Source organism: Brenneria roseae subsp. roseae (genome assembly GCF_003115845.1).
In the GTDB taxonomy this organism is placed as follows: Bacteria; Pseudomonadota; Gammaproteobacteria; order Enterobacterales; family Enterobacteriaceae; genus Brenneria; species Brenneria roseae.
Map to the genome: position 1 here is coordinate 51,219 of NZ_KZ819038.1, position 12,899 is coordinate 64,117.

13 protein-coding genes are annotated in these 12,899 nt (G+C 55.0%); 10 read left to right on the forward strand and 3 right to left on the reverse strand.

The genetic code is table 11. The annotated features are described in order from the left end of the window. Window positions 1–298 precede the first annotated feature (298 nt). On the forward strand, window positions 299–1,708 hold the full coding sequence (locus DDT52_RS18685) for a flavocytochrome c (RefSeq protein WP_136157695.1): 1,410 nt from the start codon (window positions 299–301) through the stop codon (window positions 1,706–1,708). A gap of 35 nt (window positions 1,709–1,743) precedes the next feature. After that, a complete protein-coding gene (locus DDT52_RS21000) occupies window positions 1,744–1,917 on the forward strand; it encodes a hypothetical protein (RefSeq protein WP_168709808.1) in 174 nt (57 codons plus the stop codon). Window positions 1,918–1,990: 73 nt separating this feature from the next. Here DDT52_RS21000 and DDT52_RS18690 read toward each other — a convergent pair whose 3' ends face one another. Both DDT52_RS18690 and DDT52_RS18695 read right to left on the reverse strand, forming a co-directional pair. Next, window positions 1,991–2,902: a proline iminopeptidase-family hydrolase gene (locus DDT52_RS18690; RefSeq protein WP_136157696.1), complete on the reverse strand. Its 912-nt coding sequence runs from the start codon at window positions 2,900–2,902 to the stop codon at window positions 1,991–1,993. 91 nt (window positions 2,903–2,993) lie between these two features. Further along, a complete protein-coding gene (locus DDT52_RS18695) occupies window positions 2,994–3,749 on the reverse strand; it encodes a LuxR family transcriptional regulator (RefSeq protein WP_136157697.1) in 756 nt (251 codons plus the stop codon). 247 nt (window positions 3,750–3,996) lie between these two features. Between DDT52_RS18695 and DDT52_RS18700 the strand changes: the two genes are divergently transcribed. The 8 genes from DDT52_RS18700 (at window position 3,997) to pbpG (ending at window position 12,071) form a co-directional block, all read left to right on the forward strand. Beyond that, the gene (locus DDT52_RS18700; RefSeq protein WP_136157698.1) at window positions 3,997–4,896 is read left to right on the forward strand and encodes a proline iminopeptidase-family hydrolase; all 900 of its coding nucleotides are present in this window, start codon (window positions 3,997–3,999) and stop codon (window positions 4,894–4,896) included. Between the two features lie 2 nt (window positions 4,897–4,898). Continuing rightward, window positions 4,899–5,837 carry an ABC transporter permease gene (locus DDT52_RS18705; protein WP_109055325.1) on the forward strand — a complete coding sequence of 313 codons (939 nt, stop codon included), beginning with the start codon at window positions 4,899–4,901 and terminating at the stop codon, window positions 5,835–5,837. Between the two features lie 83 nt (window positions 5,838–5,920). Further along, entirely contained in the window at window positions 5,921–6,766 is an 846-nt protein-coding gene (locus DDT52_RS18710; protein WP_136157731.1) for an ABC transporter permease, read from the forward strand. Next, window positions 6,763–7,740: an ABC transporter ATP-binding protein gene (locus tag DDT52_RS18715; protein WP_136157699.1), complete on the forward strand. Its 978-nt coding sequence runs from the start codon at window positions 6,763–6,765 to the stop codon at window positions 7,738–7,740. The genes DDT52_RS18710 and DDT52_RS18715 overlap by 4 nt, the downstream gene beginning before the upstream one ends. Then, complete coding sequence (locus DDT52_RS18720) at window positions 7,741–8,775, forward strand: ABC transporter ATP-binding protein (RefSeq protein ID WP_136157700.1); 1,035 nt, start codon at window positions 7,741–7,743, stop codon at window positions 8,773–8,775. It begins immediately after the preceding gene. Continuing rightward, window positions 8,756–10,270, forward strand: a complete 1,515-nt coding sequence (locus DDT52_RS18725) for an ABC transporter substrate-binding protein (protein WP_136157701.1) — start codon at window positions 8,756–8,758, stop codon at window positions 10,268–10,270. Before DDT52_RS18720 ends, DDT52_RS18725 begins: the two co-directional genes overlap by 20 nt. A gap of 146 nt (window positions 10,271–10,416) precedes the next feature. Then, on the forward strand, window positions 10,417–10,926 hold the full coding sequence (locus DDT52_RS18730; RefSeq protein ID WP_136157702.1) for a DUF6622 family protein: 510 nt from the start codon (window positions 10,417–10,419) through the stop codon (window positions 10,924–10,926). A gap of 197 nt (window positions 10,927–11,123) precedes the next feature. Next, window positions 11,124–12,071 (forward strand): D-alanyl-D-alanine endopeptidase, encoded by a 948-nt coding sequence (gene pbpG, locus DDT52_RS18735; RefSeq protein ID WP_136157703.1) that lies wholly within the window; start codon window positions 11,124–11,126, stop codon window positions 12,069–12,071. A gap of 78 nt (window positions 12,072–12,149) precedes the next feature. Here pbpG and DDT52_RS18740 read toward each other — a convergent pair whose 3' ends face one another. After that, window positions 12,150–12,836: a glutathione S-transferase family protein gene (locus DDT52_RS18740; protein ID WP_136157704.1), complete on the reverse strand. Its 687-nt coding sequence runs from the start codon at window positions 12,834–12,836 to the stop codon at window positions 12,150–12,152. Between the last annotated feature and the right edge of the window lie 63 nt (window positions 12,837–12,899).

Below are 12,899 nucleotides of genomic sequence, written 5' to 3' on the forward strand. Positions count from 1 at the left end.
ATTGCACTCTCTTCAATGACGGCTTAATGTCCGCGCGGGTAATTCGTACGGAACCGTCTGGCAGTTTTTAAATTTGATGCTATTCCCCTGTGGCAAGTCAGGCTGATTAAGAATTTATCCTGATTTTTTGTAGTGGGGAAATAATATGTCATCAATGTCTTATTTATGTTGTCATCCTGTTAATTTTCTAATGCAAAAGGGAAACTGCCATTAATTTCTGGCAGCAGGAGATGATGCAACAAACCATCTCAATAATTGAACTCCATCTTGAAAATAACAAAATGCAGGTTCATCTATCATGAAAAGAAAAATCCTATTATTAAGTGCATTAGCGCTGGCCTTTTCCGTCGCCGCGCAGAGCGAAACCACCGATATTGTTATTATCGGTGCGGGCGGTGCAGGGATGTCAGCGGCAATCGAGGCGCATAATCAGGGCGCAAAAGTGATATTACTGGAGAAAATGCCGTTTGCCGGGGGGAATACCGCACGAGCCGAGGGCGGATTAAATGCCGCAGGCACCGAGTATCAGAACGCGAAAGGCATCAAGGACAGCCCGGAGCTTTTTTATCAGGACACCATGAAGGGCGGTCAGCAAAAGAACAACCCGGAACTGGTGAAAGTTCTGTCTGAGCATGCCAAAGACTCGATCCTTTTCCTGAAAGAGAATGGGGCGGAGCTGTCTGATGTGACCCGGGCGGGCGGTGCAAGTGTTGACCGCATCCATCGCCCGATGGGCGGACAGCCGGCCGGTAGTTTTATTGCTACCGCGCTGCTCAAAAAGGTGAAAGCGTTAAACATCGATCTTCGGACCCACACTTCAGCCACTGAAATCCTGAAAAATGACCAGGGTGAAGTATCAGGGGTCAAGGCGAAAGATAAAGACGGCAAAGAATTCACCATCGACGCCAGGAAAGTAATGATTACGACGGGGGGATTCGGCGCCAACTTCGACATGATTAAAGAATACGATCCTAAACTGGTCGATTTTAAAACCACTAATGCACCGGGGACGCTCGGTGAAGGGATCAAAATGGCGCAGAGTCTGAATGCCAAACTGGTTGATATGGAGTATATCCAGATCCATCCCACAACCGTACCCGGTAAAGGGATTTTGATTTCGGAAGGAGTACGCGGCGACGGAGCCATTCTGGTTAATGAACAGGGTAAACGCTTTACCAATGAGCTGTTAACCCGCGATGTGGTTTCCCAAAATGTTCTGAAACAGCCGGGTAAACATGCCTATGTGATCTTCAATGATGAGCTGTTAAAACAGAATCATACGATCGATACCTATTTTAAACAGAAGCTCGTTGCTGAAGGCGCTACGCCTGAGGAGCTGGCCAAGGCAATCAACGTTGATAGCAAACAGCTGGCGCAGACTATCAAAACGTACAGTGGTTATTTCAACGATAAAAAAGATGCTGAATTTGGTCGTGACAGCATGAAGATTGCGCTGGACAGCGGTAAATACTATGCCATTGAAGTCACTCCGGGTATCCACCACACCATGGGCGGGATAGCGATTAACACGAAAGCACAGGTGCTGGATGTGAACGGTAACGTAATCCCTAACCTGTTCGCTGCGGGTGAAGCGGCCGGCGGGGTACATGGCGCTAACCGTCTGGGAGGGAATTCACTGGCGGATATTGTCACTTACGGCCGTATTGGCGCGGATGAAGCGGTAAAAGAAATTAAAGCGGGAAAATGACGGCCTGTTCCCGCACTGACATGGGGTAGGCGGCGTTGGCTTACGTGATTTTTTTACAGGAAACAATAACGGCCGGCATGCTGATCGGTATGGCGGCCATTTTTCTTGGGCTTATCACCATCGACGGTCGGCTGCTATCGCGTTTTCACCACCGTGACGCGATAGCAAGTGAATCAAAACCTCAGGCCAATGGTGATTACCCAATCTGATCCGCGCACCGGTTTACCGATATATCGTCCGGGTGAATTCAGCGTGATTTCGTGCGCGGGGAGAGCGTTATTTTCATGCCTCGCCCGCGCCCGACAATTTACGCGTCAGAAAATCATTGACGGCGGCCATGCAGGCGGCGCGTTCCTCCACATGCGGCATGTGACTGGACTGTTCAAAAATGATCCATTCAACGTCACGGATATGTTCTGCAAACGGCGCTATCACTTCCGGCGCCGCTTCATCGTAGCGCCCGGAAATCAACAACGTGGGAACGGCAATGGCGGACAGCCGGTCAATAATGCTCCAGTCCTTCATACTGCCGATAACATGAAATTCTGTCGGACCATTCATCGCATGATAAACGGTGGGATCGGCGTCCATGGCGTCAAAGGTGCGTTTGACTTCCTCCGGCCAGGGATCGAGGCGACAAACGTGACGCTGATAAAATACCTGTGAGGCCGCGCGATAGACGTCATTGTCCAATGTCCCGGCGGTTTCATGTTCCAGCAGACAATCCTGTACTTCTTGTGGCAATTCGCTGCGCAGTCTGGCGGCGGCTGACAGCCACAGCGCCATGGACGCGGGAGAATTGGCGATAATCAGCGCCCTGAGCCCGGCAGGTTGCGTCACGGCATGTTCCGCACCCAGCATTCCCCCCCAGGACTGGCCGAGCAGCGCATAATTATCGGCGATGCCCAGATGGCGTAACAGGTTGTCCAGCTCGGCGAGAAACAGGGCCGGTCGCCAGAAATCAGCGGGTTTGTCGGGCAGGTGGGTCGAACGGCCGTTACCCAACTGGTCGTAATGGATCACCGCCCGGCCGCTTTGCGCGATATCCCGGAAGGCATCGACATAATCATGTGTGCATCCGGGGCCGCCGTGCGCCACCACCAGCGGCGTCAGCCCATGGTGTAAATCGCCGCAGATGCGATACCAGGTTTGGTACTCAAGATAAGGCGCGTAGCCTTCTGTAATGGTGTACATACGGTTTACCCTGTCGCTATTGGTGCTTTCAGGGTAAACGTGCGAATGACCGGACACAGCTAGTAAAAAAGATAGGTTTCTCTTCCCATTGTCAGCTATCCAGCAATCGGTAGTGCAGGGCACGCACCACGGCCTGAACGCGGTTGCTGGCCCCCAGTTTACGGGCCGCCGAATTAAGGTGCAGCGTGACGGTGGCAATGGAGCGGTGCAGCTTACGGGCGATCTCTTTAGCCGTCAGCCCTTCCGCCGCCCAGGCCAGACATTCCCGTTCACGTTTGCTCAAATGCACATGCTGGCAGGTTAGCACGCTGTCATCAAACAACGGGTAGATCTGTTCCTGAAAGGTGTGCGCCAGCAGGCCGAGTTCGGCTAATACCTGACTGATATCCTGTTCGTGTTCTGCGCCGGTGTGTATCCCCGTTACCGTAACGAATCCGCCATGCGGCAGATGCAGCGGCACTGTCGCGCCGCAGGGCATGTTGTTGTCGCGCATGTAATGCGTGACGGGATGGTGCCTATCGCTGATCACATTGCGTAATGACGTGTCATCTGGCCGCTGATAGGACCAGACAAACGGCGCACAGCTTTCCAGCGCGTAAATCTGCACCGGATCAACCTGATAATAGCCGCTCTCGCACCATAATTGGCGCATATCTTCCGGCACATTACGCATTCGCAGCACCGACGGGGTAATCAAATCCCCCTCGACGGAGCGCGGTACAGGGGTGTAATCATAAATCAGCGCATCGAAACCGAGCTGTGACGTTTGGGCAAACAAGTGTTCGAATGCCGCGTCCAGCGTGGCTTTCTGTGGCCGAGTGTCATTTTCTTTCACTACGAGTTTCATTTTCGCCTCTACAAGCTCGCGGCCCTTCCATTCGGGCATGGATCCTGCAAATCCTGAGAGTAAGCATGCAAATAAAATGCCATTAGCTGACGGACACAAACCTAGCATTTTTACTAACTACCCCTTTGTGGCGGCGGCGGTTAGCGTAGGAAGCAAGGAATGGCATTACCCATTACCGCTATGCCCCTTTCGGATCGTTGGAAAACGGCATTCTGAAATCTATCGGGCATGATGAGCTGGAGGAAATATGTGGAGCGAAATCAATGCCGACAGGCAACACGTCATTGAAGTTGATGGCTATAACGTCGTGGCGTATGAGTTTGGCGCCGGCGATGACGTGGTGCTGTGTCTGAACGGTGGGCCGGGATTACCCTGTGATTATCTGCGGGAAGCTCACTCCTGTCTGGCGGCGCACGGCTATCGGGTGATTGCGTTTGATCAACTGGGAACCGGGAAATCCGATCGTCCGACCGACGAACGGCTGTGGACGATTGAGCGCTATGTGCGTGAAGTGGAAACCATAAGGAAAACGCTGAATCTGGGCAAAGTGCATCTGCTTGGTCATTCCTGGGGCGGTTGGCTGGCGATTGAAGTGGCTTTGCACCATCAAAGTGCGCTGCGTAGTCTGATTCTGGAAAATACGGTTGCGGATATGCCGCATCTTATTCAGGAACTGAACCGGTTGCGTGCGGCGCTCGGTCCGGAAACGGTGGCGATGATGCAACGGCACGAAGCGGTGGGGACACTGGATCATCCGGCCTATCAGGCGGCGATCACGTTGCTGAACTACCGTCATGTTTGCCGGCTGGATGACTGGCCCGCACCGGTGACGCGTTCGCTGTCCGACTGCAACGCCGGACCTTATGTCACCATGCAGGGGCCGAACGAATTTCTCTATACCGGTAATTTACGCGACTGGGATCGCAGCGCCGATCTGGCCTGTATCAGTATTCCCTGCCTGATTACCACCGGACAGCATGATGAACTGACGCCCGCCTGTGCGTTGAAAATGAAACAAGGCTTGCCGCAGGCGGAGTTGCATGTGTTCCCCAATAGCAGCCATATGCCGTTTTACGAAGAACCGCAGGCTTATTATCCGGTCCTGCTGGATTTTCTTGCCCGCCAGCGCGATGCCGGCAGGGGGTAACCATGCATCGTTACCGCTTTTTGATTTGGCGTCCGCTACAGCTGGTGCCGGTGCTGTTAGGCATCAGCCTGATTACCTTTGTCATGGTACGCGCCATTCCCGGCGATCCGGTACGCATTCTGCTGGGAGTGCGCAGTACGCCGGAAGCGATTGCGCGTATTCGTGCCCAGTACGGATTGGATGAACCGGTCTGGCTGCAATATCTCTACTTTCTCCGCAATTTGCTGCATGGCGAGATGGGGAGATCCATCGTTTATCGCGTAGATACCCTGAAGCTGATTCTGTCCCGCATTGAGCCCACGTTGTATCTGGTCGCGGGCAGTGTACTGCTTGCCTTGCTGTTTACGTTTCCGCTGGCGGCCACGGCAGCCCGCCATCGTGGCCGGTGGGCCGATCAGTTTATTCGTCTGTTTTCGACGGCCGGGCTTGGTTTCCCCGCCTTTTGGCTGGGCATCATGATGATCCTGCTCTTCAGCGTCACGCTCGGCTGGTTTCCGGTATCGGGCTACGGCAGCGACTGGTCGGATCGGCTACACCATCTGGTGTTGCCCTGTCTGACGGTCGCGTTGGCATTGTCCGCCGTGTTGACCCGCAACCTGCGCGCCAGCCTGTTAATGGAACTGCAAAATGACTATGTCACGGCGGCCAAAGCGCGCGGGCAGAGCGAACGGCGCATTTTCTGGCGACACGTCATGCCCAACTCGCTGGTGCCGACGGTGAATCTGCTGGCGGTCAACATCGGTTGGCTGATTGGGAGTACGGTCGTCATTGAGAGCGTTTTTGCTATTCCGGGCATGGGGCAACTGTTGGTTAAGGCCATCTTCAGCCGTGATTATATGGTGGTGCAGGGCGTGGTGATGGTGTTCGCGCTGGCTACGGTGGCGGTGAATTTACTGGCCGACCTGCTGACGGTGGCATTGGATCCAAGGGTGAAACTATGAATGTGATCAAACCCAGGAATCTGATAAAACCCGGCATCGCGAGCCCCGCCGATCGCGTCGTGTCCGAACCATGTGCCCGTGACATGATGCCGATAAATCCGGTTCATCGATTTTTCCGCCGCTGGTTACCGCGCCAGCATACGCTGAAAATCGGGTTGTTGATTTTGGCAACCTGGCTGCTGCTGGCGCTCTTTGCGCCGTGGATAGCGCCTTTCGATCCTATCGCCCAAAACTCGCAGGCCAGCCTGTTGCCGCCCGGAGGCACTCATCTGTTTGGCACGGATAACTTTGGTCGCGACATTCTGTCCCGGGTGATCTGGGGCGCCAGAATCGACCTGCAAATCTGCGTAATGGGCGTGATTTTTCCCTTCATCATCGGCACGGTGTTGGGGGCGTTCTCCGGCTACGTCGGCGGGATCGTCGATACGTTGCTTATGCGCGGTATTGATATCGTGCTGGCATTCCCTTTTCTGGTACTGATGCTGGCGATCATTGCCATTCTTGGACCCGGATTGAGCAGTTTCTATATTGCCATGGCAATGGTTGGCTGGGTGTCCTATGCCCGTCTGGTGCGTTCACAGGTGCTGTCGCTGAAACACCGCGATTTTATGCTGGCGGCGCGCAGCCTCGGTTACAACCATTTTCGCATTCTGTTTGTTCACCTGTTGCCCAATGCCCTGACCGGCTCGGTGGTTTTTGCCATGTCCGACTGTGTTCTGGTGCTGCTCAATGGCGCCGCCGTGAGTTACCTCGGTCTGGGCGTCCAACCGCCGGTTGCCGAATGGGGCGTGATGGTGGCGGAAGGTCAGAGTTTTATTACCACTGCCTGGTGGATTACCACTTTCCCGGGGCTGGCGATTGTATTGCTGGCGATGGGATTTAGCCTGCTGGCGGATGGGCTGGGCGATAAGCTGGGAGAACGTCCATGACGCTATTAACGGTATCGCAACTTACGCTCGAAAACCGTCAGGGCGTTGCGCTGGTTGATCGGGTTTCCCTCTCGTTGAACGAAGGGGAAATCCTTGGTCTGGTTGGCGAAAGCGGATCGGGCAAAACCATCACCTGCCGGGCGCTGATGCGTTTATTGCCCGGAGAAGGGCTACGCATCAGCAGCGGCAGCATCCTGCTGCGCGGAAACAATCTGCAGGCCTTGAGTGAACGGCAGATGAGCGGCATTCGCGGGCGGGAAATCGGGATGATTTTTCAGAATCCCACCAGTCACCTCAACCCGGTAATGACCATCGGCCAACAGATTGCCGAGAGCCGCCGTCTGCATTTTGCCGCCAGCCGACGGGAAGCGCATCAACAGGCGATCGAATGGTTGCGTCAGGTTGGTATTCCCGATCCGGCGCGGCGGGTGGACAACTACCCGCATGAGTTTTCCGGCGGCATGCGGCAGCGGGCGATGATTGCCGTCGCGCTGGCCTGCGAACCTGCCATCCTGATTGCCGATGAGCCGACCACTGCGCTCGATGTGACCGTGCAGATGCAGATTTTACGTCTGCTCAGTGAGCTGCGCGATCGGCTGGGCATTGCCATCATCCTGATCACCCATGATTTGGGCGTGGTGGCGCAAACCTGCGACCGGATCGCGGTGATGTATGGCGGCAGGCTGTGTGAGATTGGCGAAAAGCGTCAGGTGCTGGCGAACGCCGTTCATCCCTATACCTGTGGTTTGATTCAGTGTCAGCCAGTGAGTGAGGGCGGTCGCGGGCGGCTGATCACCATTCCGGGACAGCCGCCGCTAGCCGAGCGTTTTCCTGCCGGTTGCCGTTTTCATCCCCGCTGTCAGTACGCGGGGGACGATTGCCGGGCCGTTCAGCCGATGATGCGCATGCTGCCGAATGAGCATGGCGCGGCCTGTCATCATCCGCTGTCTTCTTTGATAGCTCAGGAGGCGTGAATGGCGGGTCAATCTTATCCGTTGCTTGATATTGACGATCTCTGCGTCACGTTTCCGGTCTCCGAGGGGCTGGGTTGGCGCAAACGTCAGTTGCAGGCGGTTAATCATGTCTCGTTGCAGATTCACGCCGGGGAAACGCTGGGACTGGTCGGCGAATCGGGCAGCGGGAAAAGTACGCTGGGGCGGGCCATCCTGCATCTGGAGTCTTCCAGCGCGGGACGGGTGCGTTTTGATGGACATCTGATTACCGGCGGACTGAAAAGCGATATTGCCCGCTTGCGTCAGCAAACGGCGATGATTTTTCAGGATCCCTTTGCGTCACTGAATCCACGGCAAACCATTGGTGAAAGTATTGCCGAAGTGTTGCGCGTTCACCGAAAAGCGCCGCCATCCGCCATCCCTGAACGGGTCGGTGAATTGCTGACGCTGGTCGGTCTGCGTCCCGAACAGGCCAGCCGGCGTCCGCAAGGGCTGAGCGGCGGGCAGTGTCAGCGTGCGGGGATCGCGCGCGCGCTGGCGCTGGAGCCGCGTTTGATTGTGGCTGATGAATGTGTCGCCGCGCTGGATGTGTCGATTCAGGGGCAGATTATCAATTTGCTGATGGAACTGCGGGAAAAGATGGGATTGGCCATCCTGTTTATTGCCCACGATCTGGCGATCGTCCGTCGTCTGTGCGACCGCGTGGCCGTCATGTACCTGGGCCGTATCGTTGAAGAAGGTCCGACAGAGGCGGTTTTTACCACCCCTCGTCACCCTTATACCGCCGCGCTGGTGGCGGCGATCCCGGAAATCGACCCCGATCGCCCGCTGCCCGCCAATCCTTTGCAGGGTGAGCCGCCCAGCCCGGTGTCGTTGCCCGCCGGCTGTGCGTTTCATCCTCGCTGTGTTTATGCCACACCGTCGTGCCGTCAGGGTACGACGCCAGAAATCCGGCATGTTGCCGACCATGCCTTTGCCTGCGTACTGGAGCGCAGCGGAGGTGATTGGGTGTATCCGTTGACTGAGGGAAAACGAAATGAAGCAAAAGCACTTTAACGTCGCCGCTGCCGGTCTGCTGCTGTCGCTCTGCGCGGTCAGCGAAATGGCTCAGGCTGCCGGAATACTGACGATCGGTCGTCGTGAAGACAGCACCACCTTTGATCCGATCAAATCGGCGCAGAACGCCGATAACTGGGTATTTTCCAACGTATTTGACCCGCTGGTACGGGTAGACAACAGCGGCACCAAACTGGAGCCGGGGTTGGCGGAAAGCTGGAGCATTTCTCAGGATGGCAAGGTGTACACCCTGAAGATCCGTGATGCCAGGTTCTCCGATGGCACACCGGTGACCGCCAGCGATGCGGCGTTCAGCCTGCTGCGTATCCGCGATAACAGCGAGTCGCTGTGGCGTGACTCTTACAGCATTATTGATAAAGCGGAAGCCCCCGATCCTCATACGCTGGTGATTACGCTTAAATCGCCGTCGGCGCCGTTCCTGTCGCAGCTTGCTTTACCGAATGCGTCGGTGATTTCGGAGAAGGCGCTGAAAGCCGAAGGCGAGGAAGCGTTTGCAGAAAAACCGATGGGTTCCGGTGCGTTCAGCGTGAAAGAGTGGACGCGCGGCGAGAAAGTGGTATTGGTGAAGAATCCGTATTTCTGGCAGGCGGATCAGGTCAGTCTGGACGGCGTAGAGTGGTTGACGCTGCCGGATGATAATACCCGCATGCTGAAAGTGCAGGCCGGGGAGTTGGATGCCGCGCTATCAGTGCCGTTCTCCCGTATCGAATCGTTGCAGAAAGATCCCAACCTGACGGTGGATCTGGATCGTTCTACCCGCGAGGACCACCTGCTGATCAACCACGAGCATGGCGCGCTGGCAAAAACCGAAGTTCGTCAGGCGCTGGATTTCGCCATTGATAAAGACGCCATCGTGAAAACGGTGACCTTTGGTTATGGCAGCGTGGCGAATTCCTATATTCCAGCCGGAGCGCTGTATCACTATGCGGACAACCTGCGCCGCCCTTACGATCCTGAGAAAGCGAAGCAAATGCTGTCGGACGCCGGCGCCAGCGGCTTGAAATTAAATTACGTGGTGAACGCAGGCGATGAGGTTGATGAGCAAATCGCGATTCTGTTGCAGCAGCAGTTAGCGAAAGCTGGCGTGACGGTGAACCTGCAAAAAGTCGATCCCAGCCAGAGCTGGGACATGTTGGTTGCGGGAGAATACGATATTTCCGTGATGTACTGGACCAACGATATTCTCGACCCCGACCAGAAAACCACGTTTGTGCTGGGGCATGACGCCAACAACAACTACATGACCCACTACCAGAATGATAAGGTGAAAGCGCTGGTGGCAGAGGCTCGCGTTGAGATGGATCCGCAGAAACGCGAGCAGATGTACATTGATTTGCAGAAGATGGCAAAAGCCGACGTGAACTGGATCGATCTGTACTACAGCCCGTACCGTAACGTCAGCCGTAAAAACATCAAAGGCTTCCATCAGAATCCGCTGGGGCGTTTTCAACTGGAGGAGACGGTGAAGGAATAATCGCTGGCCCGTCAGGACGATCCCCCAGGGATGGGGCGACAGCGGCGGTCTGTCCGTCAGAAGACGCCTCCCGCGTCGCGCAGACGGTGACAGCGCCTCTGACTGGCGTATGATTCGGTGTATTCATAAAACCGGAACAGTCATGAATGGAAAATATACTGACGCTGGTTAGTCACACGCCCTACTGGGTGTGGGGAGTCCTGGCCTATCTGATTTATGCCGGGCTCAAAGCCCGCCAGACAAGACGGCAATCGCTGCCACATATGCTGATCGTCCCCGGTCTTTTTCTGTGCTGGGGCATCGCCTCCATTTTTAATGCGCCGACGTCGCCTGAAGCCGTGGCGGTCGGTTTTTTGCTGACGTTAATACTGGGTGTGGCGATCGGCTGGTGGGGAGGTAAAAATGCGGGCGTCTATCTGCCGGATGAACGGTGCTTCCAGCGCAATGGTTCGTCGTGGCCGCTGGTACTGATGTTGTTGACTTTCTGTACGCGTTTTTACTTTTCCCTGCAACAGGCCCGTTTCCCCGCGTTGGCGCACGACGTGCTTTTCAGCACGCTATCGGGTGCATCAGGTGGGATAACCGCCGGGATATTCTGGGGTATCAGTCTGCACCTGCTAAGCCAGAGGCGCGGATTGAACATCTCTCATTCTTGATGTCGCTCGTTGTTCTTGCTGTCCGCGCCTGGCTGATTTTGATGTCATATCGCGTAGAGCAGGAAAACATTCAACGGCTTGTTAAACTTTGTGACAAAGCTTTTTCTGCTGTGTGAGTGCGTGGCAAGTGACGGTAAATTATAATGCGACGGCCTATCTCTTTTCATTTAACAGATTACTGTTTAAGTTGTTGAATAATGAGTAAAACGTTTAGAGCTTCTTTGTTTGGCCTGTTGCTGCTGTCAACCCATGCTGTGATTATTCCTGCGGCTATCGCGAAGGAATCCGCCAGTCCTACGCCTACCGTCCAGCAGGAGATTGCTTCTGGTAGTGCGATGGTGGTGGATTTACGTGATAACCACATCCTGTATTCAACGAATCCGGATGTGGTGGTGCCGATCGCCTCGGTGACCAAACTGATGACGGCGATGGTGGTGCTGGATGCGAACCAGCCGTTGGATGAAGTGATTTCCATTGATATCAGTCAGACCAAAGAAATGAAGGGCGTCTATTCGCGCGTGCGATTAAATAGTGAAATCAGTCGCCGTGATATGTTGCTGCTGGCGCTGATGTCGTCAGAAAACCGGGCGGCCGCCAGTCTTGCTCATCATTATCCCGGCGGTTATCAGGCCTTTATCAATGCCATGAATGCCAAAGCCCGGTCACTGGGGATGACGCACACACGTTACGTGGAGCCGACCGGACTGTCGATTAATAACGTTTCGACCGCCCGCGATCTCACCAGACTGCTGATTGCCAGCAAGCAGTATCCGTTGCTCAGCCAGCTCAGCACCACGCATGAGAAAACGGCGACCTTCTTGCGTCCTGCGTACAGTTTGCCGTTCAGAAATACCAACCATCTGGTTTATAAACCGGACTGGAATATTCAGTTGACCAAAACCGGTTTTACCAATCAGGCGGGCCATTGCCTGGTGATGCTGACGATGATCAATCAGCGTCCGGTGGCGCTGGTGGTGCTGGATGCCTTTGGCAAGTACACCCATTTTGCCGATGCCAGCCGGCTGCGCAACTGGCTGGAAAGCGGGAAGATCACCGCGGTTCCCGCTGCGGCGCTGAGCTATAAAAAACAGAAAGCGCTGGCGTCACGACAGCCGCAAAGTATGGCGAGTGTGGAGTCGGAGTAAGCAGATATCTCTTTGCGATTCATGCCGTTATCGCCTCGCTTTCTTTTACGCCAGAGTGGGAGTAACAATGCGTTATCGTTACTCCTGCGCCCGCAAATCTTCAATAACCTCTCCCGCGCCGGCGACGTCTGCTTCATGTGAGGGTTCGCGCCAGGCTTCTGCCAGCGCGGCGTCCAGCCAGTGCCGCATCGCGGGTTGTGACAGCATATGTTCACAATAGGCGCTGGCTTCTGGTGATACCGGCAGTTGATAAGTTCTGATACGGAACACCACGGGCGCAAAGAATGCATCCACCGCCGAAAATTGCTCTCCAGCCAGAAACGGGCCGCCAAATCGCGTTAAGCCTTCCTGCCACAGGGTGTTAATACGCTGGATTTCATCGTTGAGCGCAGGAGATATCGCGTTCATTTTCACCGTCACGCCACAGCTCATGGCGCACTGATTACGCAGCGCGGTAAAGCCAGAGTGCATTTCCGCCGCGGCGCAGCGGGCCCAGGCGCGTGCTTTTGTCTCAGCGGGCCAGACCTGCGGATATTTTTCTGCGACATATTCAGTAATCGCCAGTGAATCCCAGACGGTGATATCGCCATCAATCAGGCAGGGAACCTTGCCGGTTGGTGAAAAAACCTTAAATGCCGCCTGGGTCGCGCCGGGAGCAAACGCGACTTTCTTCTCCTCAAAAGGAATTGAAAGTGTTTTCAACAGTACCCATGGGCGTAGCGACCAGGACGAGTAGTTTTTATTGGCAATATACAATTGGTACATAATGTCTGAGATTCCTTACGTTAACCGAAGAGTAGCATTAACACGAAAAACGCCGGAAAACAT